The sequence below is a fragment of the Paracoccus sp. SY genome, from assembly GCF_002901215.1.
Classification (GTDB): domain Bacteria; phylum Pseudomonadota; class Alphaproteobacteria; order Rhodobacterales; family Rhodobacteraceae; genus Paracoccus; species Paracoccus acridae.
In genome coordinates this window covers 127855-154363 of the sequence record NZ_NWMQ01000003.1, presented here as the reverse complement: position 1 = coordinate 154363, position 26509 = coordinate 127855, and the positions used below count along the sequence as shown (strand labels likewise).

Here is a 26509-nt window from a genome sequence, read left to right as displayed (position 1 = left end):
CTGCGGATGGGGGGCGTTCGCGGCGGCAGCGGGGGATCATGCGCACACAGGTTGCCATCATCGGCGGCGGTCCGGCCGGTCTGCTGCTGGGGCAGTTGCTGCACCGGCAGGGCATCGACGCCGTGGTGATCGAACGCAAGACCCGCGACTATGTCCTGGGCCGGATCAGGGCCGGCGTCCTTGAAGCCGGGCTGGTGCGCCTGATGGAGGAGGCGGGCGTGGCCGACCGTCTTCATGCCGAGGGGCACGTTCATCACGGCACCCGGATCGCCGTGGACGGCCGGATGTTCCATGTGGATTTCAGCGGACTGACGGGAACCCCGGTCGTCGTCTATGGTCAGACCGAGGTGACGCGCGACCTGTACGACGCGCGCGAGGCTGCGGGCCTGCCGACCGAGTTCCGGGCCGAGGACGTGGCGATCCACGGCGCCGATACCGACAGCCCCCATGTCACCTTCACGCGGGACGGAACCGGGCATCGCATCGACTGCGATTTCGTGGCGGGCTGCGATGGTTTTCACGGCATCAGCCGCCAGACGATCCCCCTGACGGTTCGGCGCGAATACGAGAAAACCTATCCCTTCGGCTGGCTGGGCGTGCTGTCGCGGACGCCGCCGGTCCATGACGAACTGATCTATGCCAGTTCCGAGCGCGGTTTCGCGCTCTGCTCGATGCGCAACGACAACCTGTCGCGCTATTACATCCAGTGCGCCCTGTCCGACCATCCTTCGGACTGGACCGACGCCGCCTTCTGGGCCGAACTGAAGCGCCGCCTGCCGCCCGAGGTGGCCGACCGGCTGGTCACCGGCCCCAGCATCGAGAAATCCATCGCGCCGCTGCGATCCTTCGTGACCGAGCCGATGCGATGGGGCCGTCTGTTCCTGTGCGGCGACGCCGCCCATATCGTGCCGCCCACGGGGGCCAAGGGCCTGAACCTTGCCGCCAGCGACGTGCATTACCTGCACGAAGGGCTGCGGCAATTCTATCGCGACAACGACTGCACGGGCATCGACGCCTATTCCGAACGCGCCCTTCTGCGGGTCTGGAAGGCGGAACGCTTCAGCTGGTGGTTCAGCGGCCTTTTGCACCGCTATCCCGACATGTCGCCCTTCGACCTGAAGATGCAGCAGGCAGACATCGCCTTCCTGCGCGACAACAGGGCGCAGCAGCAGGCCTTTGCCGAGAATTATGTGGGGCTGCCATACTGATGGAAACGACGCAGGCGAACGGGTCGATCTGCATGTCGCTGCCGCGGCTGCCCAAGGGCTGCGCATCCTGCGATACGACAGGCGCGAAGGATGCGGACCCTATCCCCTGCGGGGAAACGCCCATGCGTCACCCAGCCATCCTTACCCGCTTTCTTCAGGAGATTGGCCATGTCCAACCCGCATGACACGGGAATGACCGTCAGGCGGCAGGTGCTGGGCGATGCCCATGTGGACCGCGCCGAGGCGGGCACCACCGACCTGGACCGGCCCTTCCAGGACCTGATCACCGCATCCGCCTGGGGCACGGTCTGGGCCAGCGATGCCATCAGCCGGCGCGAACGGTCGATGCTGACGCTGGCGCTGCTGGCCGCGACCGGCAATTTCGACGAAATTCCCATGCATATCCGCGCCACCGCCCGCACCGGTGCCTCGCGCCGCGACGTGGCCGAGGTGTTCCAGCATGTCGCGATCTATGCCGGCGTGCCCTGCGCCAATCACGCGCTGAAGCTGGCCAAGCAGACCTATGCCGAGATGGACGCGCAAGACACCCGGACGAAAGGCCAGCCATGACGCCCGCCGAATTTCATCAACGCGACCGCCGCCGGCAGCCGCCCGCGCTGACGCCCGACTACAAGACCTCGGTGGCGCGAAGCCCGCGCCTGTCGCTGATCTCGCTGGAAAACACCGCAAGCGAGATCACCGGCCCGACATTCGGGCATGGCGACATCGACCCGATCGACAACGACCTGATCAAGAACCATGCCAAGACCGGCGACCCGATCGGCGAACGGATCATCGTCCACGGCCGCGTCCTGGATGAAAATGCCCGGCCTGTCCCCAACACCCTGGTCGAGATCTGGCAGGCCAATGCCGGCGGGCGGTATCGCCACAAGAAGGACAGCTATCTGGCGCCCATCGACCCGAATTTCGGCGGCTGCGGGCGCACGCTGACCGATGGGAACGGCTATTACTTCTTCCGCACCGTCAAGCCCGGCGCCTATCCCTGGCGCAACTGGATCAACAACTGGCGGCCTGCGCATATCCATGTCTCGGTCTTCGGCACGGCCTTCTGCCAGCGGCTGATCACACAGCTTTACTTCGAGGGCGATCCGCTGATCGCGCAATGTCCCATCGTCCACACGATCCCGGACCCGGACGCGATCCAGCAGTTGATCGCGCGGCTGGACATGAACGCCTCGGTGCCGCTGGATTGCCTCGCCTACAAGTTCGACATCGTGCTGCGGGGGCGACGCTCGACCCTGTTCGAAAACCGGCTGGAGGGGAACTGACATGCGCCAGACGCTGGATTATCTGCGCGAAACCGCTTCTCAGACGGCGGGGCCTTATGTCCATATCGGCCTGGCGCCCGGTGCCGCGGGCTTCGACATCTACCGCGAGGAACTGGGCCGCGACATCGCGGGGCCGAACGCCAGGGGGCAGCGGATCCGGGTCGAGGGCCTGGTGATCGACGGCATGGGCAGCCCCGTCAAGGACGTGCTGATCGAGGTCTGGCAGGCCAATGCCGACGGCATCTATCCCACGCCCGACGGCGCCGCGGTCGAGGATGGCTTTCGCGGCTGGGGCCGGGTCATCACCGATTTCGAGACCGGCGAATGGTCCTTTGAGACGGTGAAGCCCGGCCCGGTCGCCGGTCGCCATCCCACGCTGTCCGGCGTGGCCCGGCGGGTGCGGGATACCCATCCCGACTGGATGGGCAGAACCGATGAGGCCGCGGCACGGATGGCGCCGCATCTGAATTTCTGGCTGGTGGCGCGGGGCATCAACATCGGGCTGAACACGCGGATGTATTTCCCCGACGAGGCCGAGGCCAATGCAGCCGACCCGATTCTGAACCTGATCGAGTGGGAAAAGCGCCGCGCCACCCTGATCGCCACGCGCGGGGAGGACAAGGACGGCCTACCGGTCTATCGTTTCGAGATCCGCCTGCAGGGGGACGACGAAACCGTCTTCTTCGACATTTGAAGGACCGTGCCATGACCGATCCCAGCATCCTCTGCGTGGCGATCACCGGATCGCTTCCCGCCAGGGTGCGCCGCGCGGCCCGGATCGCCGAAGGGCAGGAACGTCCCGCAGCCCCCTGGCAGCAGGCGCGCGCGATGGCGGGACTGCGGATCGCATGATGTTGACCGACGGGCAGTTCAGCGACCCCGACCTGGCTGCCATTATGGGTGCCCCGGCCCAGGTTGCCGCCATGGGCCGGGTCGAGGCGGCCCTGGCCCAGGCCCAGGGGCGGCTTGGGATGATCCCCCATGACGCCGCCGACCGGATCGCGGCGGTCGCTGGCGGTTTTGCCCCCGACCCCGCGACGCTGATCGCCGCTGCCGCCACGGCGGGCATTCCCGCCCAGGCCTATGTCGCCGCGCTGAAGAAGGCTTGCGGCGAGGATGGCGCCTTTGCCCATTACGGCGCGACATCGCAGGACATCCAGGACAGCGCGCTGATCCTGCAACTGCGCAATGCCCTGGCGGTGATCGAGGATCGGCTGACCGCGCTTGACCGCGAACTGGCCGCAAGGGGCGATGCCTTTGGTGCCCAGCCGATCCCGGCCCGGACCCGCTTCCAGATCGCCGCGCCGACCACGCTGGGGGCCAAGATCGCCGTCTGGCGCGCACCCCTGTCGCGGCATCTTGCACGCCTGGCCGAACTGCGCCCGCGCCTGCTGACCCTGTCGCTTCACGGCGCGGCGGGGATCGGGGCGGCCTTCGGCGCGGATGCCGATGCCTTGCGGGCGGATGTGGCGCGGCAGTTGGGCCTTGGCTCTGCCGACGTGCCCTGGCACGCGGCGCGCGACACGGTGGCGGAACTGGCGGGCTGGCTGTCGCTGGTCACCGGCAGCCTGGGCAAGATCGGCGCCGACCTGATCCTGTTGGGCCAGTCCGAGATCGGCGAGATCAGCGCGGGCACCGGCGGCGGATCCTCGACCATGCCGCAGAAGTCGAACCCGGTCGCGGCCGAGGCCCTGGTCGGCATCGCCCGCCTGAACGCGGGCGGCGTGGGGATGATGCATGGCGCGATGATCCACGCGCAGGAACGCGACGGCTCGGCCTTGGCGGTGGAATGGCAGACGCTGCCCGACATGGTGGTGCGCACCGGCGCAGGCCTGCGGCTGGCCCTGGATCTGGCGCGCAGCCTGACGCCGGACCCCCATCGCATTGCCCGGACCTTCGATGCCGACCGGGGCGCGATGCTGGCCGAGGCCGCGGGATTTTACCTGGCGCGCCACATGCCACGCCCCGACGCGCTGCGCATCGTCGCCGAGGCGCTTCGGCAGGTCGCGGCAAACGATGCCGATACCCTCGCGACCGCGCTGTCGCGCCTTCAGTCCGGCCATGACTGGGCCGCCATCCTGGCGCCCGACCGCAACACCGGCAAGTCTTGACGATCACCATGGGGAGGAGAACCACATGACACGAACGACCCTGCTGGCCACCGTGGCCGCGCTTTGCCTGGGCACCGCCGCGACCGCGCAAGAGGTGACGCTGCGCGTCCACCACTTCCTGTCCGCGGACGCGCCGATCCAGACCGGGGTGCTGGAGCCTTGGGAAAGGATGGTCGAGGAACAGTCCGGCGGGCGGATCGACGTGCAGATCTATCCCTCGATGCAGCTGGGCGGCAAGCCGCCGCAACTGTTCGACCAGGCGCGCGACGGGGTGGTGGACGTGGCCTGGACGCTGTTCGGCTATACCCCCGGCCGCTTCCCTGTGTCCGAGGTCTTCGAACTGCCCTTCCTGTCGGGCAGCGCCGCGGAAACCACGGCGGCCTTGCAGGAATACCAGGCGAAATACATGGGCGACGAGCTTGCGGGCGTGCATCCGCTGCTGATCCACGCGCCCTCGGCCTATAAGCTGCACACGAAGGACAAGGCCGTGGCCTCGCTGGCCGATCTGGCCGGGCTGAAGGTCCGCGCGCCGTCCCGCACCATGACCGACGGGCTGAACGCCCTGGGCGCGACCGCCGTCGGCATGCCCGTCCCCGAGGTGCCGCAGGCGCTGACCAGCGGCGTGATCGACGGCGCCGTCATCCCGTGGGAGGTTTTCGGCAGCCTGCGCATCGAAAGCGTCACCCGCAACCACACCGAGTTCGGGACCGAGAACGGCGGCCTGTCCTCGGCCGTGATGGCCCTGGTGATGAACCAGGCGGTTTACGACGGGCTGCCCGACGATCTGAAGAAGGTCATCGACGACAATTCGGGCGCGGCCCTTGCGACGCTTGCCGGCACCGCCTTCGACGAAGCCGAAAGGGCCGAGCGCCAGAAGGCCGTCGATGCGGGCAACACCATCACCGTCATCCCCGAGGACAACTTGGCCGAATGGCGGGACGCCAGCCAGCCGGTGATCGACGCCTGGGTCAAGACCATGACCGATGCGGGCCATGACGGCCAGGCGATGCTGGACGACGCCCGCGCGATGCTGGACAAGGCGCGCGCGCAGTGAAGCCGGCAGGGGGCGACATGACCAACCCGGCGACGCTGAGCGAACACGCCCTTCCGGTCCCGGTGCCGGGCTGGCTTGCCGCCCTTTGCCGCTTCTTCGCCGCTGTCGGGGGGCTGGTGATCCTGGCGATGATGCTGATGACGGTTGCCAGCGTCATCAAGCGGTCGGTCTTGGGGGCGCCTGTCCCCGGCGACTTCGAACTGGTCGAACTGGGCAGCGCGATCGCGATCTTCTGCTTCCTGCCCTGGTGCCAGGTCAGCGGCGGCAACGTGCTGGTCGATTTCTTCACCAGCAAGGCCAACCCCCGCACCAATCACCTGCTGGAGGCGTTTGGCGACCTGCTGTTTCTGCTGATCGCCGCGCTTCTGGCCTGGAGGCTGTTCCACGGCGGGGCCGAGATGCGGCAATACGGCGAACAGACCATGGTGCTGCGCATCCCCCTGTGGTGGGCATTCCCTGTCATCATCCCGGCCATGGCGCTGCTGGTCGCGACCTGCGCGGCCACCATGGTCGGCCATCTGCGAAAGGCCCGGACATGACGGGGATCGCCGCCGGACTGACCTCTTTCGCGGTGCTGCTGGCCCTGATGGCCGTGCGCATCCCCATCGGCGTGGCGATGCTGGCCGTGGGGCTGGGAGGCTATGCGATGTGGACGGGCACCACGCCGCTGCTCGCCTTTCTCAAGACCTCGACCTTCTACCAGTTCTCGACCTATTCGCTGTCGGTCATTCCGCTGTTCGTGCTGATGGGTGAATTCGCGACCAAGGCGGGGATGAGCCGCGCGCTTTATCGCACGGCCGCGGCTTTCCTGGGCCATCGCAGGGGCGGGCTGGCCATGGCCTCGATCGGCGGCTGCGCGGCCTTCGGGGCGATCTGCGGGTCGTCCCTGGCCACCGCCGCCACCATGGGCCAGGTCGCCCTGCCGGAAATGCGCCGCTACAACTACAGCGGGGCGCTTGCCACGGGATCGCTGGCGGCGGGGGGGACGCTGGGGATCCTGATCCCGCCCTCGGTCATTCTTGTCCTTTATGCGCTGATGGCGGAAATGAGCATCGCCAAGATGTTCGTGGCCGCGATGGTGCCGGGCGTGCTGGCGGCGGTGGGATACATGCTGGCGGTCGCGGTCTTCGTGCGCCGCCACCCCGAGGACGGCCCCGCCGGCCCCCGCGCCACCTGGCGCCAGCGGCTGTCCGCCCTGCGCGAGACATGGTCGCTGATCCTGATCTTCACCCTGGTGATCGTCGGCATGTACCGGGGCTGGTTCACGCCCACCGAGGCCGCGGCCGTCGGCGCCTTCGGCACGGGCGTTCTGGCGGTCCTGCACGGGGGAATGCGCCTGCCGGGCATCATGGATTGCCTGCGCGGCACGGCTGGAACCTCGGCCATGATCTTCCTGATCCTTCTGGGGGCCGAGATCTTCAACGCCTTCCTGGCGCAGACCCAGACACCGATGCTGCTGGCCTCGGCGATCAAGAACTCGGGCCTGTCGCCCATGATGATCCTTCTGGCGATAATGGCGCTGTACCTGGTGCTGGGCTGCGTCATGGATTCCATGTCCATGCTGCTGCTGACGATCCCGATCTTCTATCCGATCATCGGCGGCCTCGACTTCGGGATGTCGCGCGAGGAAACGCTGATCTGGTTCGGCATCCTGGCCGTTGTCGTGGTCGAGGTCGGCCTGATCACCCCGCCCGTGGGCATGAACGTCTTCATCATTAACGGCTTGGCGCGCGACGTGCCGATGATCGAAAGCTTTCGCGGTGTTTTGCCCTTCCTGATCAGCGACATGATCCGCATCGCCATACTGATCGCCTTTCCGGTCATCAGCCTTGGCCTTGTCCGGCTCTGGAACTGAGGGTTTCCTGCAGCGCCCTTCGCGTCCCCTTCCGGACCGGTGGCAGGATCGGCCGCTTGGTCACGCGCGCCGATCCGATCCGTATTCCGTCGGGGGCCCGCAGGACAAAGCGGCAGGAACGGGGAAGCAGGGAACGAACATCCCCCGTTCCTTCGCATCGCAGACGATTCCATTCGCATCCGCAGGGATCTTTGGAATGGCCTCTGGCAGTTCGAACGCCCAATATCGACAATATCAGTCGTTATTAGGAAAGCGAAATGCCCCAACGCATCATCGGCTTCTCGGGCAGCGTCAGCAGTCCCTCGCGGACGCGGGCCCTTGTGGATCTGGCCGTGTCTCGCGCCGCCCGCCGCTTCGGCTGCACCGCAGCCACCTATGAGATTTCGGACCTGCAGCCATCCCTGGGGCAGAGCCAGTCACTCGATCAGATGGACCCGCTTGCGCGCAGGGTCATGGACGCGATCCTGTCGGCGGATGCCCTGGTCGTGGGCACGCCGGTCTACAAGGGCAGCTTCACCGGCCTGTTCAAGCACATGATCGACCTGATCGATCCCGCCGCCCTGGCGGGCAAGCCCGTGCTGCTGACCGCCACAGGCGGCGGCAGCAGGCATGCCCTGGTGATCGAACATCAACTGCGTCCGCTGTTCGGCTTTTTCGAGGCCGCGACCCTGCCGACCGGTGTCTATGGCGAGGGCAGCGACTTCCGCGACGGGGTTCCGGCCTCGGACGCGCTGCTGGCGCGGCTGGACCGGGCGGTCGAGCAGTTCACGCCCTGGCTGTCCACCGCCCGGACTGCGGTCATTTCCGCCGCCTGATCCCGATCGAAACCCATGACCTTTCCACCCACCCTTCGCGGTGGGGCGGCCCCCTGCATCCTGAAGGAGTGTATCATGACCCGCAAAATCCGCCTTGGCGCCTTTCTGCCGGGCAGCGGCCAACATATCGCCGCCTGGCGTCATCCCGACCAGCCTGCCGACGGTGCGACCAGCTTCGCCTTTCATGCCGAACTGGCCCGAGAGGCGGAGCGTGGCCTGTTCGATGCCTATTTCCTGGCCGACGGCTTGGCCGTGGCCTTCGGCGGCAGCACCGAAGGGGGCAATGCCAAGGTCGCCGGTTTCGAGCCGGTGACCCTGTTCGCGGCCCTGGCGCCCCTGACCAGGAACCTGGGCTTCATCGCCACCGCCTCGACCACCTATGAGGAACCCTACAACACCGCCCGCAAGTTCGCCTCGCTGGACCTGATCTCGGACGGACGGGCCGGGTGGAACGTGGTGACGACCGCGACCGAGGCGGCGGCCCGGAACTTCAACCTGGACCGGCAGCTTCCCCATGCCGACCGTTACAAGCGCGCGGCCGAGCATGTCGAGGTCGTCCGCAAGCTGTGGGACAGCTTCGAGGATGACGCCTTCATCCGCGACAAGGACAGCGGTGTTTTCTATCACCCCGAACGCGTCCATCATGCCGATCACGCGGGCGAGCATTTCAAGGTCAAGGGCCCGCTGAACGTCAGCCGCAGCCCGCAGGGCCATCCCGTCATCGTGCAGGCAGGCCAGTCGGAGGACGGACGCGGCCTTGCCGCCGCCACGGCCGAGGTGATCTTCACGGCCCACCAGCGGCTGGATACCGCCCAGGAATTCTATCGCGACATCAAGGCCCGCGCCCGTGGCCTGGGGCGCGACCCCGGCCATATCCTGATCATGCCCGGCGTCTCGCCCTTCGTCGGCCGGTCCGAAGCCGAGGCGCGCGAAAAGTACGACCGCCTGACGAGCCTGATCCTGGAGGAGGACGGCATCGCGCTGATCAAGGGGCTGACCGGCGGGTCACTGGACCTGACGGGCCATGACCTGGACGGGCCGCTGCCGGAACTGGAACATACCGAAGGCAATCAGTCGCGGCAGGCCCTGATCCGCCAGATCGCCGACGAGAACGGGTTCACGATCCGACAGCTTTACCAGTGGGTCGCCTCGGCGCGGGGGCATTTCACCGTGGTGGGCACGCCCGTCCAGATCGCCGACACCCTGCAGGAGTGGTTCGAGAACGAGGGCGCGGACGGCTTCAACATCCTGCCGCCCTGGTTGCCGGCGGGGCTGACCGACTTCGTGGACCTGGTGATCCCGGAACTGCAGCGGCGCGGTCTGTTCCGCACCCAATACGAAGGCCGCACCCTGCGTCAGAACCTGGGTCTGCCCTATCCCGTCAACCGCCACGCCGCCGCCCGCGCGGCCCTGCAGGCGGCGGAGTAAGGCGATGACGCTGCATTCCGTCGATACCCCGGCCAAGGGCAGGCCATTCCCTGTCGCCGCAGTCTCGCGCCGGGCGGCGGTCGGCGCACAGGGCTTTCTGTCCCGCTATGGCCTGCTGATCGCCTTCCTGCTGTTGTGGCAGGTGTCCAGCACGCGGGGCTGGGTCAACCCGGCGGTCTTCCCGCCGCTGGACACCATCATGGCGGCCTTGTGGAAGGGTCTGGCCTCGGGCGCGCTGCTGGATGACATCGCCATCAGCCTTCAGCGGTCCGGGCTGGCCTTCGGTGCGGCGGTCGTGATCGGCATTCCCCTGGGCCTTTTCATGGGCCAGATCGCCGCGGTGGAACGCGCGCTGGAGCCGATCCTGCAACTGTTCCGCCAGACCTCGGCCCTGGCGCTTTATCCGGTGTTCATCCTGCTTCTGGGACTGGGCGAGGCGTCCAAGGTCTTCGTCATCTTCTGGGCCACGCTGTTTCCGATCCTTCTGGCGACCATCGGCGGCGTGAAGCAGGTGGACCGCAGGCTGGTCGAGATGGCGCGGACCTTTGGCGCCAGCCGCCTGACGGTGTTCCGCCGGGTGGTCCTGCCCGCGTCGGTGCCCGCGATCTTCGTGGGGCTGCGGCTTTCCGCCACCACCGCGCTGCTGCTTCTGATCGCGGCCGAGATGATCGGCGCGAACAAGGGCGTCGGCTTCCAGGTGATGAACGCCCAGTACAACTTCCAGATCCCCCTGATGTTCGGGGCGATCTTCCTGCTGGCCGCGCTTGGCCTTGCCGCAAACGCCGTCCTCGTCCTTTTGCAGCACCGTCTGTGCCGCTGGGCCGAGGCCACCCGCTGATCCTTCCCCTTCAAGGAATACGACCATGACCTTCGCATTTCGCAATCTTGCCCTGACCACGGTCCTTGGCCTTGCCTTCGCCCCCGCCGTGCAGGCCGATGTGACGATCCGCTATCTTGCCAGCCATGGCGGACTGTCAGCCCATGAATTGGCCGCCGAACTGGGCTATTTCGAGGGCACCGGTATCACGCTGGAAAATGCCGGCTATGCCAGCGGCGGCCCCGAATCGCTGATGGCCCTGGCGGGCGGCAGCGTGGAACTCGGCAGCGCCGCGACCGCCGCCGTGCTGAATTCCATCGCCGGAGGGGCCGACTTCGTCGCGGCATATCCCTCGAACGGCATCAACGACCAGGTCCAGTCGATCTTCTATGTGCTGGAGGACAGCCCCATCAGGACCATCGAGGACATCGCGGGCAAGACCGTCGCGGTGAACACGCTGGGCGCGCACCTGGATTATACCGTGCGCGAGGCCCTGCACCAGAAGGGGCTGCCGCAGGATGCGGCCAACCTTGTCACCGTGCCCGGCCCGCAACTGGAACAGGTGCTTCGGTCGGGCCAGGTCGATGTCTCGGCCTTTGGCTATTGGCAGACGACCTTCGAGGGACTTGCCCGCGAGCATGGAGGTCTGCGCGCCGTCTTCGACGATACCGACGTTCTGGGAGAGATCGCCGGCGGCTTTGTCGTCCTGCGCCGCGACTGGGTCGAAGCCCACCCGGCCGAGGCACAGGCCTTTGTCGACGGGTCGGCCCGCGCGCTGGATTATGCGCGCGACAATCCCGAAGAAACCCGCGCCATCTTCGCCCGCGTCCTGGACGGCCGAGGAGAGAACCCCGAGGTCGCGCAGTTCTTCCAGGGCTATGGCGTGCGCGAGGGCGGCCGCGCCACCGAACGGGACCTGCAATTCTGGATCGACGTCCTGGAACGCGAGGGGCGGCTTGAACGTGGCAAGCTGAAGGCTGCGGACATCCTGCTTGCTCCGGCGCAAGATCTGGCGGCCAAATGACGATGGTTGCGCATCAGGCCCTCCGGGACGATGCGGTCGCGATCCGCGGCCTGTCGAAGTCCTTCACCCTTGGCGGCAAGACGCTGCCGGTCCTGCGCGACCTGAACCTTGGCATCCGCGCGGGCGAAAGCCTTGCCATCGTGGGTCCGTCGGGCTGCGGCAAGACCACGCTGTTGCGGGTGCTGGCCGGACTGGAACAGCCGGATGCGGGCCAGGTCCTGATCGACGGCCACCCCGTCCGGGGCGTCGGCACCGAACGGGCGATCATCTTCCAGGAACCGCGCCTGCTGCCCTGGCTGACGGTGCTGGGCAATGTCTCCTTCGGGCTTGAGGCGCGCGGCGTTCCCAAGGCCAAGGCAGAGGCAGAAGCCCGCCACCACATCCGCCTTGTGGGGCTGGCCCCGTTCGAGAACGCCTGGCCGGGACAGCTTTCCGGCGGCATGGCCCAGCGGGTCGGCATTGCCCGCGCCCTGACCGTCCAGCCAAAGATCCTGTTGCTGGACGAACCCCTGGGGGCGCTGGATGCCATGACGCGCATGACCATGCAGGACGAACTCGCCCGCCTTTGGCAGGAACAGCAGGCGACGATGATCCTGGTGACCCATGACCTGGAGGAGGCGATCTTCCTTGCCGATCGGGTGCTGGTCATGCCGCGCGAGAAGGGCGGCGTTCCCCGCCTGATCGACATCGACCTGCCCCGGCCGCGCGACCGCAGCGAAGCCCGCTTCGTCGCGATGCGCCGCCGCCTCATGGCAGAGTTCGGCTTGCACTGACCTGCCCTGCGGCGGCTGCGTGAAACCGGGCGCGGATTGCCGCGTTGGGGGACCATGTCCGGCCACCGCCCCCAGACCCCTGACGATGTGGCCGCTGCCTTTCGCGCGGCTGTCGGCCGCTTCGCGCCTGACAGGCCCGTGCTGGTGCTGGGACATTTCGACGCCGACGGGCTGTCCGCCGCGGCGATCCTGGCGCAGGCCCTGGAACGCGCGGGCCGCCCGGCGGAAATCCGCATCACCGGCAAGGGCGAAAACCCCTGGTCGCCCGACCTGCGCAAGGAACTGGAGGCGCGGCGCCCCGGCGGGCTGGTCGTCACCGATCTGGGCATCCGCGACGGCGACATCCTGCCCGGCGTGCCCACGGTTCTGGTCGATCATCATGTGCCCACCGGCACCCCCGGCGAGGCGGCGGTGATATCGGGCAACGGCTGGACGCCCGAGCCGACCTCGTCTCTGCTGGCCTTCTGGTGCGCGCAGGAGCTGGGGAACGCCGACGACCTGCTGTGGCTTGCCGCCATGGGGCTGATCGGCGACATGGCCGACGACGGCTTTCCCGAACTGGCCCAGGCGCAGGCTCGCTACGGCAAGACGGCGCTGCGGGATGCGGTGTCGCTGGTCAACGCGCCGCGCCGGACGGCCCGGGCCGATGCAAGCCCGGCGCTTGCGCTTCTGCTGAAATGCGCCTCGCCCAAGGAACTGCTGAAGGGCGGCCATCCCGAAACCGCGCTGCTGCAGGCGGCCAAGGCCGAGGTCGCGGCGGAACTGGAGGCCGCCCGGCGTGCGCCGCCCAAGGTCCGGGGCGACGTCGCGCTGATCCGCTTTTCATCGCCATGCCAGATCCATCCGCTGGTCGCGCAATCCTGGCGCGGCAGGCTGCGGGACAAGATCGTGCTGGCCGTCAACACCGGCTATCGCCCCGGCTGGGTCCACTTTGCCGCGCGCAGCGCGACCGGCGCGGACCTGATCCGGTTTCTGGCCGATCACCGCCCCCCCGGCGCGGGCACGGAATACGGCAGCGGCCATGCCCAGGCCACGGGCGGCGCGCTGCGTCCCGCCGACTGGGCCGACTTCGCCGCCAGGATCGGCTTCCCCGAGGAGATTGCGCATGACTGATCGACCGCTGCGCCTGGGCTTTCCCGTCAAGGTGATGGGACGGCCGGGCATGAAAAGCAACGACACCCGCCGCTGGCAGCAGAACCCGCACCTGAAGACCTCGCTGGAACATGTGGACGCGATCTTGGATTATCTGGTCGAGGTCGGGATCGACATGTACCGCCTGTCCTCGGATCTGGCGCCCTATGCCACGCACCCCGACATGCCCCAGTTCCACGGCATGGTGGCCGAAAGCGATGCCGAACTGGCGGCGCTTGGCCGCAAGGCGCGCGACCTGGACATCCGGCTGTCCTTTCATCCGTCGCAATTCGTGCTGCTGAACAGCCCCGATCCGGCGCTGACGGCGAAAAGCATCTGGGACCTGGCCTCGCAGGCCGAGATGCTGGACCGGATGGGCATGGGGCCGGAAGGTGTCCTGGTGACCCATGTGGGCGGTGTCTATGACGACCGGGAAGCCAGCCGCGCCCGCTGGATCGAAGGCTACAACCAATGCCCCGACCATGTCCGTCGCCGGCTGGTGCTGGAAAACGACGACATCCGCTTTTCCGCCGCCGACGTGCTGTGGATCCACGACCGCTGTGGGGTGCCGCTGATCTTCGATTACCAGCATTTCTGGTGCCTGAACCCCGAAGGGCTGGCGCTGCGGCCGACCCTGGAACGCTTTGTCCGGTCCTGGCCCCAGGGCGTGCGGCCGAAGATCCACTTTTCCTCTCCCAGGACCGAACTGCGCGAGATCAAGCGAAAGGTGACGGACAAGGAACGCGCGGCCCTGAGGGCCCAGGGGACAAGCGGCGGCGGCGCGCTGACCAGGGATGTCGTTAAGGCCACATCCCGCTTCAAGACGGTGCTGTTGCCGCCCATCTGGACGGGCCATGCGGATTTCACCAATCCCTTCGAATTCGCGACCTTCATGCGCGAGGCCCAGGGGCTTGATTTCGACGTGATGCTGGAAGCCAAGACCAAGGATTTGTCGCTGTTGAAGCTGCGGGGCGACCTGTTCCGCTATGCCCCCGACGTTGCCGCCCGGTTTGGCCTGGGCCCGGACGACGCGGCAGGCCTGGAGGAGGCCGAGGACATGGGCGAGGACGGGGCCGAAGTCCAGGATATGCCGGACGTGGACGAGGGCGATCGGTTGGACGCGCCCAGGCGAATGGGGGCCTGAATCTTGCGCGACGCAACGAATGTCCTGGCCTGCATCCGAGCAGGGGCCATCTGTGTCGCTGAAACCTTCACCCTGGACCGGAGGCTGGACCATGTCATTCACCGATGAGGATCGAGAAGCGGTTGCGGTCATCGCACGCCGCCACGGCTTCAGCCCCCGCGCGGCCGAGACCATGCTGTCCGCGCTTGTCGGCGGCCATGCCCGGCAGGCGCAGTTTGACCATCCCGAATTTGGCGGCATGGGGCAATGGTCCGGCGGCGGGATGCTGATGATCGGGGACATGTTCAACAGCGCCCTCAAGTCCCGTGTCGGCGATCTGATCCGCGACCTGACCGACCTTGCGCAGGCCCTTGCGCAACGCCCGCCCGCATCGGTCCCGGACGCGTCCGATCCCGCCTGGCCCCCCGACCTGGGGGTGCCGTCCGCAAGCGGAAGCCAGAACGGCGTGGATTATGCGGTCTTTCCCGCCGCACGCCGCTTGGCCATCCGCCGGAACGGGCAGGTGTCGCTGTATGATACCGGCGATCACCGGATCGGCGGCGTGTCCCAGCAGCAGGGCGGAACATCTTCGCTTCTGTTCACCAGCCAGCACGGCCCGGTGCCGCTGGACAGCCTGGTTCCAATAGCCGCCTTGCCGGGGCCGGGCGACACCCCCGGCGATCCCGCGCGGTCGGATGCAGCCCACCCGACGGATGCTGCGATCCTTGCCACCATCGAGCAGCTTCACGCCCTGCTGTCCCGGGGGATCCTGACGCAAGCCGAATTCGACGCGAAGAAAGCGGATCTGCTGAACAGGCTTTGACGGGGACTGCTTGCCGCCGTCCCGATCCCGCGGCCCGTGGCGGCATGGCGGGTCATGGCCGTGCACGAGAACGGAAGAACCGCCTGGCCCTGCCCTGATCGGCGGCAAACCCGGCTGCCGGTCCTTGCGGATGCCCTGGGGCAAGGCCAGGCCCAGACCGTCACTGGCGGCCGGGCCTGCCTGACCGCGGCAGGCAGTCGGCCCTTCGCTGTTCGATTGCGGTTTTGCCCCATGTGTCTAATCTGCCCGCATGAATCCGCCCCTGCTGACAAATGCCGATGCACGCCGGCTGTTCCTGGATCGACACCTGCTGTTGCGGCCGCAGTCTGGTCCAGCCACGGGCGGCGATCTGGCGGGCGTGCTGACGGATCTGGGTTTCGTCCAGGTGGACAGCGTCAACACGCTGGCGCGCGCGCATGACCTGATCCTGTGGTCGCGACGGGGCCGTTATCGTCCCCTGGCGCTTGATCGTCTTGTCGCCCGCCAGCGTCTTGCCTTCGAGCATTGGACCCATGATGCCGCCATCATCCCGATGCAGTTCTATCCGATGTGGCGGCTGAAATTCGCGCGCGACGAGGCAAGGATGCAGCAACGCTGGCCTGCCTGGCGCGGCGAGGGCTGGGACCGAGAGATTGATGCCATTCTGCGACGCATTGCCGACCAGGGACCTGCCAGCACCACGGATGTCGGCCCGGACAAGGGGGGCGGCGGGGGCGGATGGTGGGACTGGCACCCCTCGAAGACGGCGCTTGAATATCTCTGGCGATCGGGGCGGCTGGCGATCAGCCGCCGCACCGGATTTCGCAAGATCTACGACCTGTCGGAGCGGGTGATCCCGGCCGAATACCGCAACATCCAGCTTGATCCGCCGCAGATCATCGACTGGGCCTTGTCGGCGGCCCTGGACCGGCTTGGCTTTGCCACAAGCGGCGAACTGGCCGCCTTCTTCGAGATCGCCACCCGTGACGAGGCGAAGCAATGGTGCGCCGATGCCCTGGCCGCGGGTCGGATCGTCGAAATCGACGTGGAAATGGCCGACGGAACCCGGCGGCGCAGCGTCTCGACCGTGGCGTCGCTGGATACGCTGTCGATGTTGCCCCCGCCATCGCAACGGGTGCGGCTGCTGTCGCCCTTCGATCCCGCCTTGCGTGATCGCGCAAGGGCCTGGCGGTTGTTCGGCTTTCATTACAGGATCGAGATCTTCGTGCCCGCGCCCCGCCGCCGATACGGCTATTACGTGTTCCCGGTCATGCAGGGCGACCGGCTTATCGGACGGCTCGACGCGAAACGCGACGGAGGCGTGCTGACCGTGCGGGCCTTCTGGCCCGAAAAGGGGGTCAGGCTGGGTCGCGCCAGGCAGGCCGGACTTCTGGCCGAACTGCAACGCGTCCTGCCCTTGGCCGGGGCGACCGAGGTTCGCCTTGGCCCCGACTGGCTGAAGGAAGGGGGCGATCAGGCGGCACCGGCTTGATCCTTGAGTTCCGGGCAGGGCGGTCGTTAACCCATTCTTTCTGATTCTGCGCCAAGATGTCTCTGTGGCGGCATGTGCTGCCGGGCTGGCGGCAGGCATGCGGGATTCACCATCATCGCTGACCGAAGATCCGTGATGCCCTGCAGGCTGTCGAACGGAAGGCGGACATGGACCAACTGACCTCGATCGCGGCGCGCATCGCCGACTTGCGCCTGACCCGGCATTTCGGCCGCGTGCATTCGATGCAGGCCGGCTTGATCCGGGTCGAGGGGCTGAACAGCCATGCCTCGGTCGGGGACAGGGTAATGATCTCCCTGCAAAAGGGCCAGGTCGCCGGAGAGATCGTGGGCCTTGCGCCGCGCCATGCCGACGTGCTGCCCGAAGGCGACGCCGAGGGGCTGTCCGTGGGGGCAGAGGTGGAGCTGCTGTTCGCGCCGACCATTGCGCCCTGCGACGCCTGGATCGGGCGGATCATCGACCCGCTGGGACAGCCGCTGGACGGGCGGCCCCTGACCCTGGGCCGCGAGCCCTTGTCCTATCGCCGCGAAGCCCCCCCGGCGGTGCGCCGAAAACGGCTGGGGACGCGTCTGCCCACGGGGTTTGCGGTCTTCGACACCCTGCTGCCCCTGGTCAAGGGCCAGCGGATCGGGCTGTTCGCCGGATCGGGCGTCGGCAAGTCCACGTTGCTGTCGGGCCTGGCCAAGGGCGTTCAGGCCGATGTCGTGGTGATCGCCATGATCGGCGAACGCGGACGCGAATTGCGCGAATTCGTGGAAAAGACCCTGGGACCGGAAGGTATGGCCCGGGCGGTCATCGTGGCCGCGACATCCGACCGATCCCCCTTGATCCGGCGGCGCTGCGCCTGGGCCGCGATGGCCGTGGCGGAACATTTCCGCGACCAGGGCCGGCATGTGCTGTTCCTCGCCGATTCGATCACCCGCTTTGCCGAAGCGCATCGAGAGATTGCCTTGGCTGCCGGCGAACCCCCCAGCTATCGCGGCTTTCCTCCCTCGGTGTCGAACCTGATCATGGCCCTGGCCGAAAGGTCCGGTCCGGGGCTGGAAGGCACCGGCGACATCACCGGCATCTTCAGCGTGCTGGTGGCCGGTTCCGACATGGAGGAGCCGGTGGCCGACATCCTGCGCGGCACGCTGGACGGGCATGTGGTGCTGGACCGCACCATCGCGGAACGCGGCCGCTTTCCGGCGATCGACGTGGTGAAATCGGTGTCCCGGTCCTTGCCCGATGCCGCCACCCCGGACGAGAACAGGATGATCGGCAAGGCCAGGGCCGCCTTGGGCGCCTATGCGGAATCCGAACTGATGATCCGCGCGGGCCTTTACGCCGCAGGCGCCGATCCCCGTCTGGACGAGGCGGTGAAGCTGTTTCCCCAGCTTGACGATCTGGTCACGGTCAAGACCCCCGGCATCGCCGAAAGCTTTGCCGCGCTTGCCGCGGCCCTGCGGGTTTCCGCCCAGGCCCGGCAAATGCCGCGGGGCTGAAACCAACAGCCAAGCAACTGAGTTAGCTTAATGAATGTTAGGTCGGTCGCGGCGCCATTGCGCCGGAATGGGTGATTTGCCAAACCACGCGAAAGGATGGTGACCGAATTGGCAATTACCGAGTATTTTATCCGCTATCTTCAAAGGCGTGACAGTCTCGGCCCGAATGACCTGGAACGTCTTCGCGCATTGAAGACCGAACATGCCAGCTTTGCCGCGGGCGAGGTCATCGTTCCCGCCGGCAGCAGCCCCAGCCGCAGCTGCATGATGCTGCGCGGCCTGTCGGCCCGGTCGCATGCCCTTGTCGGAAGGCCCGACGACCGCGTCATCACGGCATTGCATGTTCCGGGGGATTTTGTCGATCTTCACGCCTTCATCATGTCAAGGATGGATCATTCCATCATCGCCATCGGTCCGGCCGAGGTGGAATTCATTGATCATGCCGAACTGATCGAAACCACCAGGAGCTTTCCCCATCTGGCCCGGCTCTTGTGGATGACGACCATGCTGGATGCGGCGATCCACCGGCAATGGCTGGTTGCCGCCGCGTCCCTGCGATCCAGTGCCCATCTGGCCCATCTTCTGTGCGAGATTTACGTCCGGCTGCAGACCGTGGGTGTGGCCTCGGACCGCCAGCTGCACCTGCCGCTGCTGCAGCGCGAACTGGCGGACATCCTGGGCTATTCGCCGATCCATGTGAACCGCGCGGTCCGGGATCTGCGCGACCGGGGGCTGATCCGCTGGCTGGGCGCGGATATCACCATCATCGACTGGAACGGGCTGGGCCTGCTGGCGCGCTTCGACCCGTCCTATCTGGACCTGGAGCGCACGCCCCGCTGATCACTGGCACAGCCGCCAGTCGCCGCGCCGCGCCGCCACGTCAAGGTGCAGGTGGTCGTCATGCGCATCGTTCGATCCGGGTCCCAGCACGGTGGTGAAGAACAGGCATCCTGCCGCGCGTACGGTGCGCTGGAACGCCTCGGCCATGTCGCCTGAATCGGCGCGCGGCTGGACGATCAGCGGATCGGCACCATCCAGCACGAAGCCCGCGATGTCGATGGCATTGCCAAGCGCATGTTCCGACAGCTTGGGCTGGTCCGCGCCGGTTCCCACACGCGGCCGGCAGTCATAGGCGGTGCCAAGCTGCAAGCCCGTGACACGCGGTGCGCCGGGCAGCATCATGGCCGCCGGACGCACGAAATCGCGCGCCCAGAACCCAAGCGCCCGCGCCGTGTCGCAGCGCATGACCGCACCGCCCTCCAGGCTCAGGTCGGGCAGGATCCGGTCCACCCGGATCGGGCGGGCAATGCCGCAGTCGGGGTCCTCGGGGTCGGTGATGGCCGGTTCCTCGGTATAGACGGTTCCCAGAAAGGACAGGGCCAGCATGCAGGCGGCATATTCCTGATCCGTTTCCTGCAAGACGAACCAACCCGGCGGGGCAGGGGGACCAAAGACCACAGCCGGTTCCTGCGGAACGTCCGGCCCCGCCTGCGGTTGCGCTTCCTCGGGACCGGGACGTTCGGGCGGGCGGTCCTGCGCGGCGGCAAGTGCCGGCTGGCACAGGGCCAAGGCGCACAGGATCGCGCGCCAGCGGATCACGGTTGTTCGTCCACGGGCGGCAACACGAAACCGCTGGGAAGGGCGCCCGTCAGGGCATCGGTCAGCGGATCGCCCGTCGGGGCCAGGGCATCCGCTTCCTCCTCGGAGGTGTTTTCATAGACAGGCTCGGCCGGGGCGCGCTTGGCCGCCAGCGGATCGGCATAATCCAGCGGGGCGGCGGGGGCCGTTTCCGCAGGCGCCGTGGTGGTTTCGGCCGCGACCGCCGGTTCGGCGGATGCGGGGGCAGGCGCGACGTTGCCACCGGTGGCGTCGGCGATGGTCATGCCTTGGGGCAGGAACTCCACCGTTGTCCTGTCCGGGCTGACCATGCGGGCCAGTTCCTCGGCATCCCAGTTGGTCAGCCGCACGCAGCCCATCGACTGGTTGCGGAACAGGGTGGACGGGGTGGGGGTGCCGTGGATGCCATAGGTGGGCTTGGACAAGCCGATCCAGACGGTTCCCACAGGCCCGTTCGGCCCCGGCGGCACCACCAGCACCTTGTCGTTGTCGCCCTGCTGGAAGTTCTTCTTGGGGTCATAGGTATAGTTCGGGTTCAGCGCGACCGTCTTCACCTGATGCGTCCCCGAAGGCGAGGGGGTCGCCGACGATCCGATGGTCGCGGGGTAATCCACCAGCAGTTTTCCGTTCGCATCAAAGCCCGCGACCCGCCGCGTGTTCACATCGACCAGGATCCGCGCGACGCTGCCGCGCATCCGGCTGCCGGTATCGACGACCTTGATCGTGTTGCCGGGCACCAGGTCAACGCCGGGATTCAGGAAGGCGATGAATTTCTCATCCATGTGGAACCGCTCGCCCAGGCGTTCGGCGACACTGGTATGGGCCATGGCGGCCATCTGCGCCTTTTCGGCGTAATCGGTGGGAATCGCGTCCACAAGGCCCTGCGCGTCTTCCGCCGTGATGGTGTAATCCTTGGTCGCGGGCAGGGCCGCGAAGGACTGCAGCAGGTTCCAGACATGCGGATCCATCACCCCGTCGATGGGCAGGCCTGACCGGCGTTCAAAGGCCATGATCGCGCTCTGGCTCATGCCGCCCTTGAAGCCATCGATCACGCCCGGAGAAATCCCGGACCTGTCCAGCAGCACCTGCACCTTGGTCGTCAGCGCCGACCGCCCCGAGGGCAGATCGCCCCCCGCATAGGACGCGGCCTCGATATCGGCGGCGGTGAAGGGCAGATCCGTCTGGGCCGTCGCGGGCAGCGCAGACAGCGCCGCAAGGATCAGGGCAAGCGGGATTCGCAGGGTGAATCGCGGCATCAGAATCTCCGTCGGGTCAGGCGCAGCATTCCGCGTCTTTCGCGGAACCGCCAGATAGACCGCCAGTCACATTCCGGTCAATTCCAGTTTGAGTTTGCCGCATCGCCGCACTAGCCTGCCGCTGCGCCGGCGGATCCGGGGGCAGGCCGGGCGGACCAATTCGACCATGAAGATGATGGGACTTGCCGCCGTGGACACGACGATCGCCTTGATTTCCCTGGAACGTCCGCGTCGATGTCGCTGATGCTGGAACAGGCCTGGGACCGGGTGGCCGCGCTTCTTGCCGCGCCGGATCTGCTGGCGGTGCCGCTGGTCCTGCTGTTTGGCAACCTGGCCTTTTACGCGGGATTTGCCACGCGGGTCCATGACGGCGCCGCCGTGCTGTTGCAGGGCAGGCGCGGCGGTCTGGCCGTCGCGGCGATCCTGGGATGCGGGGGCTTTGCCGCGACCTGCGGATCGTCGGTCGCCTGCGCTGTCACCATGTCGCGCATCGCCGTCCCGCCGATGCTGCGCGCGGGCTATGATCCGCGACTGGCAGGTGCCTCGGTCGCGATGGGCAGCACGTTGGGGGCGCTCTTGCCGCCCTCGATGCTGCTGATCCTGTGGGGCCTGCTGACGAACACCCCGGTCGCCGCGATGTTCCTGGCGGGGCTGCTGCCTGCGGCCCTGTCGCTGGCAGGAATGATCGCGGTCGTGTTGTGGTGGGTCCGGCACGACCCGGACGCGGCGCCCCCGTCGCGATCCATGCCCTTGTCGCGCAATGACGCGCTGCGCGCCCTCTGGCCTGTGCCCGTCCTGTTCGGGATCCTGGTGGGCGGGATCTGGTCGGGCCGCCTGACCCCGACCGCCGCCCTGTCGGCCTGCACGATCCTGACGCTGGCTTTCGCCGCCTTCCAGGGCCGCTTGACGCCTGATACCTTGTGGGCCGCCCTGCGCGACTGCCTGCGGCAGACGGCTACGATCCTGCTGACCCTGATCGCGGCGCGGCTGTTCCTGTTCCTTCTGGACATGACCGGCGCCCCGGATCTGCTGGCGCAGGGCCTTGCCCAGAACTTGCCGCGCCTGGTCGTTATCCTGTTGCTGGGCTTGGCCTGCGTCCTTCTGGGGTTGCTGGCCAAGCCCATGGCGATGCTGGTCCTGACCCTGCCTTTCGCCCTGGCCATCGCCAGGGCCTATGGCCTTGACGCGGTCTGGGCGGGCATCCTGATGGTCAAGATGATCGAGATCGCGCTGATCCTGCCCCCCTTGGGGCTGAACGCCCTGGTGATCGCGGCAACCGTCCGCGACCTGCCGTTGCGCAGCGTTCTTGCGGGCCTGGGCCGGTTCCTTTTCCCGGACCTTCTGGTCCTTGCAGCCTTGGTGCTGTTTCCGACGCTGGTCTAATCCTCGGAGACCAGACGGTGCTGGGGCGGATAGAACTGGCGGGCAAAGGACACCGGCGTCGTGTCGGAACAGTTCGTGCGTTCGATCGTCAGAACCGCCGTTCCTTCGTCGATTTCCAGGTGGCGGGCGCAATCCCCCTTGGCGGCATCCGCCAGGATCGAGAACCGGCCATGCGTCAGGGCGACCCGGCTGGCCAGCCATTCATGGGCCGACTGGTCCTCGACATCCCGTCGCGTCAGGGGCGGCAGGAGCCGGGTGTTCAGCCAGATCGCCTCGCAGCAATGCGGCTGTCCGTCGGCGGTGTACTTGGCCTTGATCAGCAGCAGTTCCTGGGATGCGGGCACCTGCAGCGCACGGGCGGCGGCCGGGGTGGGAAGCTGGGTCGTGAAGCTAGCCAGCTCATAGGAATAGACCGCCCCCGTGGCCTCGATCTCGGTCCGGATCGCGGGCATGTCCAGCACCGTGCGCCGGGCCGAGGTCGAGGCCACCCGCGTGCCGACCTTGCGGCGGCGTTCGATGATGCCGCTGTCGGCCAGTTCCCGCAGCGCCCGGTTCACCGTGGCGCGCGCGCAACCCAGGCTGACGGCCAGTTCCTGTTCGGTGGGGATCAGCTCCCCCGGCGGCCATTCCCGGCTGCGGATCCGTTCCAGGACATCGGCCCGGACGGACTGCCAGGTATTCATGCGTCTTCCACCCCCCGCCGCGCCCGACGAACGCAGCGAGCGCACCAGGTTGCCTGGGATCTTTGCCATTTTAACTTTTTACTCTAAACATATACATCCTTACTGTCGGCGGCGGACGACGTTAAGGGAAGCTGTCCAAATCGTCAGTGGGCGGGCTTTGGCCAAAGCCCGCTTGCGCCCGCCCGCATGGCTGCTATTGCATGATATGCAGACAAACCCAGGGGTGATGATGCGCGCCAATGCCACCGCCGCGAATTCCATGGCCGTTCCCGGCACCGCCTGGGGCATCCTGACTGCCATCAGCCTGTGCCACATGGTCAACGACGTGATGCAGTCGATGCTGGCGGCGATCTATCCGCTGCTGCAGGTCGAATTCTCGCTGACCTATGCGCAGATCGGGGTGATGACCTTCGCCTTTCAGGTCACGGCGTCCTTGCTGCAACCCCTGATCGGCATGGCGACCGACCGCCATCCCCAGCCGCGTTCTCTGCCCTTCGGCATGGCCTCGACCTTCTGCGGGGTGCTGCTTCTGGCATTCGCGCATCATTATGGGATGCTTCTGGCGGGGGCGATGCTGATCGGCGTCGGTTCGGCGGTGTTCCATCCCGAAAGCTCGCGCGTGGCGCGGCTGGCATCGGGCGGGCGTTTCGGGACGGCGCAGTCGCTGTTCCAGATGGGCGGCAATTTCGGGCAATCGCTGGGTCCGCTGCTGGCGGCCTTCATCGTGGTGCCGCTGGGCCGGCCGGCGGTGGCCTGGTTCGCCGTGGCCGCGGCCCTGGGCGCCGCCCTGTTGTGGCATGTGGGCCACTGGGCCGAGGGGCGCCGCCGCGCCGCCACCGCCAAGCCCGACACCGCCCTGCGCCTGCCGCGCGGCATCGTGATGCGGTCCATCGCCGTGCTGGCCATCCTGACCTTCACGAAGAACATCTATACCGCCTCGATGAGCAGCTATTTCACCTTCTTCACCATCGAGAAGTTCGGCCTGTCCACGCAGGGCGCGCAGATCATGCTGTTCCTGTTCCTGGGGGGCATGGCCGGGGGCGTGATGCTGGGCGGCCTTGTCGGCGACAGGATCGGGCCCTTGCGGGTGATCTGGTTTTCTATCCTGGGGGTGCTGCCCTTCACGCTGATGCTGCCGCATGTGGGCCTGGTGGCGACCGGGGCCTTGGCCATCGTCATCGGGCTGATCCTGGCATCGGCCTTCCCGGCCATCGTGGTCTTTGCGCAGGAGCTGGTGCCCGGCCGGACCGGCACCATCGCGGGGCTGTTCTTCGGCTTTTCCTTCGGCATGGGTGGCATCGCCGCCGCCGCCCTGGGCGTTCTGGCCGATGCGCAGGGGATCGAACGGGTGTTCTTCCTGTGTTCGTTCCTGCCGATCCTGGGGGGTCTGACGATCTTCCTGCCGCGACCGGGGCGGCTGATCGGCGGATGACGCCAGGGCCGCTGTTCTTCCACATCAGCCCCGACGGCTGTGGAGAGGCGCGGCTGGCCCGCCTGTTTCGTCGAAACGGCCATGCGGCCGTCTGCCACGACGGGGGACGCTTGGCCGAGGATATCCTGTTTGCCAAGGCAAGCGGCGGCGATGCCCTGACCCGCTGGCCGGGAACGGTGCTGTTTTCGGGCCTCTACCGCGACGCCCCCCACTGGCGTCCGCCGCTGGAGGCATGGCGCCATTTCCCCTGGCTGGCCGACCGCTTCCCCCAGGCGCATTTCATCCTGACCCTGCGACAGGTCGAGGACTGGATCCGCGACCGCCTGAACCGCGACAACGGGGCGGCGGCGCGCTGCCATGCCCATCACCGGAATTGCGATCCGGCCGACCTTCCCGCGCTGTGGAGGGCAGACTGGCACGCCCATCAGGCTGCGGTCGAGGCGTTTTTCAAGGACGATCCGCGCCTGATCCGTGTCGATCTGGATCAGGATACCCCAGCGGATCTGGCGGCAAGGCTGGACCCGTTGCTGGCCCTGCCGGATGCCGGCTGGCAGCAGGGCTGGTTCCCCAAGGCCGACGATCCGCCGGATGCCGGGCCGGCCCCATCGAAGCATAAGGCCGAACAGCTGGATCTGGATTATGTGCGCCGGGTTGCGGATTTCTGCCTGGGCCGCCGAGAGCCGAGCGTGGGGCAGGGCGGCCTGTCGGAATATTTTTCCATCTGGGATGGTCGGAAGACCGTCACGGACCGGAACGGCAACAAGCGGCGCATGGCGGTTCTGGACGATGTGGCGGTGTCCGCGCCTGACCGGCCCTTCAAGCTGATCCGGGTCGAAGGGGTCATCAACGATGCCTTGCGCCTGGGCCGCCCCATGCCCCTGCGCATCGACATGGAGGATTCGCGGTGGTTCGGGTCCCCGCAGGGCGATCCCCTTGCGGCGCCGGTGCTGTGCCACAATCGCCGCAGGGGCGCGCGGAACGCCGTGCTGTGGCCCTTACCGGACCAGCATGCCATCGGCCTGCCGGGCTTCGATCCCGCCGCCGTGCCCGACCCGATCCCGTGGGAGGACAAGCTGGACCGGGTCGTCTGGCGGGGCATGATCTCGGGCAGCGAAAGGACGGGCGGGGTCAAGCCGGGTCCGGCCTCGCATGTGCTGCTGCGCGACCTGGCGGCGGCGGGGGACGATCCGACGCGGCGGCAGGCGGCCTGGGACCGGCTGTCGAACACCAACAGGCTGGCCTTCGTGCGGCAATGGTTCGATCACCCCGATTTCGACCTGGGCGTGGTGATGGCCTGGGGCTATCGCCAGTTCGCGACCGATCCGTTTCTGGCGCCTTACTGCACGCCGCGCCAGGATCGCGGGTTCTTCCAACGCTTCCGCTATCAACTGTGCATGACCGGCTATGACCACGGCTCGAACTTCATCGCGGCCATCGACAGCCAGTCCGTCCTGCTGGCCGAGGAGGACGGCTGGGAAGTCTTCTATTCCGGCTGCTTCCAGCCGTGGAAACACTATATCCCGCTGGAACGCTATTGCGCCGACATCGCCGAAAAGCTGGCTTGGGCGCGCAAAAATCCCAACGAATGCAGGGTCATGTCCGCCGCCGCCCGGCAAGAGGCCGCGTTGCTGCGCCGTCCTGCCACGCGGTGCGCGATCATGGCCCGCATCCTCGACGGTCTGGCGGCCGCGGGGTAAGCCAAGGCCAAAGGAGG

26 protein-coding genes are annotated in these 26509 nt (G+C 67.3%); 23 read left to right on the top strand and 3 right to left on the bottom strand.

Annotation, left to right across the window (positions count from 1 at the left end):
• Positions 1–38: 38 nt before the first annotated feature.
• The 20 genes from pobA to CK944_RS04450 all read left to right on the top strand — a co-directional run bounded on the left by pobA (position 39) and on the right by CK944_RS04450 (position 19264).
• Positions 39–1208, top strand: a complete 1170-nt coding sequence (gene pobA / locus CK944_RS04545) for a 4-hydroxybenzoate 3-monooxygenase (protein ID WP_103171851.1) — start codon at positions 39–41, stop codon at positions 1206–1208.
• A 168-nt stretch (positions 1209–1376) separates the two neighbouring features.
• A complete protein-coding gene (gene pcaC, locus CK944_RS04535) occupies positions 1377–1778 on the top strand; it encodes a 4-carboxymuconolactone decarboxylase (protein WP_103171849.1) in 402 nt (133 codons plus the stop codon).
• Positions 1775–2497 (top strand): protocatechuate 3,4-dioxygenase subunit beta, encoded by a 723-nt coding sequence (gene pcaH, locus CK944_RS04530; RefSeq protein ID WP_103171848.1) that lies wholly within the window; start codon positions 1775–1777, stop codon positions 2495–2497. The genes pcaC and pcaH overlap by 4 nt, the downstream gene beginning before the upstream one ends.
• Position 2498: 1 nt before the next feature.
• A complete protein-coding gene (locus CK944_RS04525) occupies positions 2499–3191 on the top strand; it encodes a protocatechuate 3,4-dioxygenase subunit alpha (RefSeq protein WP_103171847.1) in 693 nt (230 codons plus the stop codon).
• An 11-nt stretch (positions 3192–3202) separates the two neighbouring features.
• Complete coding sequence (locus CK944_RS23150) at positions 3203–3349, top strand: hypothetical protein (RefSeq protein ID WP_158247957.1); 147 nt, start codon at positions 3203–3205, stop codon at positions 3347–3349.
• The gene (locus tag CK944_RS04520) at positions 3346–4608 is read left to right on the top strand and encodes a lyase family protein (RefSeq protein WP_103171846.1); all 1263 of its coding nucleotides are present in this window, start codon (positions 3346–3348) and stop codon (positions 4606–4608) included. Before CK944_RS23150 ends, CK944_RS04520 begins: the two co-directional genes overlap by 4 nt.
• Before the next feature lie 25 nt (positions 4609–4633).
• A complete protein-coding gene (locus tag CK944_RS04515) occupies positions 4634–5662 on the top strand; it encodes a TRAP transporter substrate-binding protein (protein WP_103171845.1) in 1029 nt (342 codons plus the stop codon).
• A gap of 17 nt (positions 5663–5679) precedes the next feature.
• The gene (locus CK944_RS04510) at positions 5680–6201 is read left to right on the top strand and encodes a TRAP transporter small permease (RefSeq protein ID WP_103171844.1); all 522 of its coding nucleotides are present in this window, start codon (positions 5680–5682) and stop codon (positions 6199–6201) included.
• Positions 6198–7517 (top strand): TRAP transporter large permease, encoded by a 1320-nt coding sequence (locus tag CK944_RS04505; protein WP_103171843.1) that lies wholly within the window; start codon positions 6198–6200, stop codon positions 7515–7517. The genes CK944_RS04510 and CK944_RS04505 overlap by 4 nt, the downstream gene beginning before the upstream one ends.
• 257 nt (positions 7518–7774) lie before the next feature.
• A complete protein-coding gene (gene msuE / locus CK944_RS04500; RefSeq protein WP_103171842.1) occupies positions 7775–8332 on the top strand; it encodes an FMN reductase in 558 nt (185 codons plus the stop codon).
• 75 nt (positions 8333–8407) lie between these two features.
• Positions 8408–9760, top strand: a complete 1353-nt coding sequence (locus CK944_RS04495; protein WP_103171841.1) for an LLM class flavin-dependent oxidoreductase — start codon at positions 8408–8410, stop codon at positions 9758–9760.
• 4 nt (positions 9761–9764) lie between these two features.
• Positions 9765–10598, top strand: a complete 834-nt coding sequence (locus tag CK944_RS04490) for an ABC transporter permease (protein ID WP_103171840.1) — start codon at positions 9765–9767, stop codon at positions 10596–10598.
• 25 nt (positions 10599–10623) lie between these two features.
• Positions 10624–11601: an ABC transporter substrate-binding protein gene (locus CK944_RS04485; RefSeq protein ID WP_103171839.1), complete on the top strand. Its 978-nt coding sequence runs from the start codon at positions 10624–10626 to the stop codon at positions 11599–11601.
• The gene (locus CK944_RS04480; RefSeq protein WP_239985956.1) at positions 11598–12374 is read left to right on the top strand and encodes an ABC transporter ATP-binding protein; all 777 of its coding nucleotides are present in this window, start codon (positions 11598–11600) and stop codon (positions 12372–12374) included. The genes CK944_RS04485 and CK944_RS04480 overlap by 4 nt, the downstream gene beginning before the upstream one ends.
• 54 nt (positions 12375–12428) lie before the next feature.
• A complete protein-coding gene (locus tag CK944_RS04475) occupies positions 12429–13487 on the top strand; it encodes a DHH family phosphoesterase (RefSeq protein WP_205049003.1) in 1059 nt (352 codons plus the stop codon).
• Positions 13480–14649, top strand: coding sequence for a UV DNA damage repair endonuclease UvsE (gene uvsE, locus CK944_RS04470; RefSeq protein ID WP_103171838.1), 1170 nt, complete (start codon positions 13480–13482; stop codon positions 14647–14649). The genes CK944_RS04475 and uvsE overlap by 8 nt, the downstream gene beginning before the upstream one ends.
• A 91-nt stretch (positions 14650–14740) precedes the next feature.
• Positions 14741–15451 (top strand): SHOCT domain-containing protein, encoded by a 711-nt coding sequence (locus tag CK944_RS04465; RefSeq protein WP_103171837.1) that lies wholly within the window; start codon positions 14741–14743, stop codon positions 15449–15451.
• Between the two features lie 250 nt (positions 15452–15701).
• Positions 15702–16922, top strand: a complete 1221-nt coding sequence (locus CK944_RS04460; protein ID WP_103171836.1) for a winged helix-turn-helix domain-containing protein — start codon at positions 15702–15704, stop codon at positions 16920–16922.
• A gap of 167 nt (positions 16923–17089) precedes the next feature.
• The gene (locus CK944_RS04455; protein WP_192877726.1) at positions 17090–18424 is read left to right on the top strand and encodes a FliI/YscN family ATPase; all 1335 of its coding nucleotides are present in this window, start codon (positions 17090–17092) and stop codon (positions 18422–18424) included.
• Between the two features lie 96 nt (positions 18425–18520).
• The gene (locus CK944_RS04450; RefSeq protein WP_239985955.1) at positions 18521–19264 is read left to right on the top strand and encodes a Crp/Fnr family transcriptional regulator; all 744 of its coding nucleotides are present in this window, start codon (positions 18521–18523) and stop codon (positions 19262–19264) included.
• Here CK944_RS04450 and CK944_RS04445 read toward each other — a convergent pair whose 3' ends face one another.
• Together CK944_RS04445 and CK944_RS04440 are read right to left on the bottom strand one after the other, a co-directional pair.
• Positions 19265–20023, bottom strand: a complete 759-nt coding sequence (locus CK944_RS04445) for an extensin family protein (protein WP_239985954.1) — start codon at positions 20021–20023, stop codon at positions 19265–19267.
• Positions 20020–21297 (bottom strand): L,D-transpeptidase, encoded by a 1278-nt coding sequence (locus tag CK944_RS04440; protein WP_103171835.1) that lies wholly within the window; start codon positions 21295–21297, stop codon positions 20020–20022. The genes CK944_RS04445 and CK944_RS04440 overlap by 4 nt, the downstream gene beginning before the upstream one ends.
• A gap of 234 nt (positions 21298–21531) precedes the next feature.
• Here CK944_RS04440 and CK944_RS04435 point away from each other — a divergent pair, with 234 nt between their 5' ends.
• Positions 21532–22680: a TRAP transporter large permease gene (locus CK944_RS04435; RefSeq protein ID WP_103171834.1), complete on the top strand. Its 1149-nt coding sequence runs from the start codon at positions 21532–21534 to the stop codon at positions 22678–22680.
• On the opposite strand, the gene CK944_RS04430 is transcribed toward CK944_RS04435, so the two are convergent.
• On the bottom strand, positions 22677–23363 hold the full coding sequence (locus CK944_RS04430; RefSeq protein ID WP_158247956.1) for a GntR family transcriptional regulator: 687 nt from the start codon (positions 23361–23363) through the stop codon (positions 22677–22679). The genes CK944_RS04435 and CK944_RS04430 overlap by 4 nt on opposite strands.
• A 226-nt stretch (positions 23364–23589) precedes the next feature.
• Here CK944_RS04430 and CK944_RS04425 point away from each other — a divergent pair, with 226 nt between their 5' ends.
• Together CK944_RS04425 and CK944_RS04420 are read left to right on the top strand one after the other, a co-directional pair.
• The gene (locus CK944_RS04425; RefSeq protein WP_103171832.1) at positions 23590–24795 is read left to right on the top strand and encodes an MFS transporter; all 1206 of its coding nucleotides are present in this window, start codon (positions 23590–23592) and stop codon (positions 24793–24795) included.
• Positions 24792–26492: a glycosyl transferase family 90 gene (locus tag CK944_RS04420; protein ID WP_103171831.1), complete on the top strand. Its 1701-nt coding sequence runs from the start codon at positions 24792–24794 to the stop codon at positions 26490–26492. Before CK944_RS04425 ends, CK944_RS04420 begins: the two co-directional genes overlap by 4 nt.
• Positions 26493–26509 lie beyond the last annotated feature (17 nt).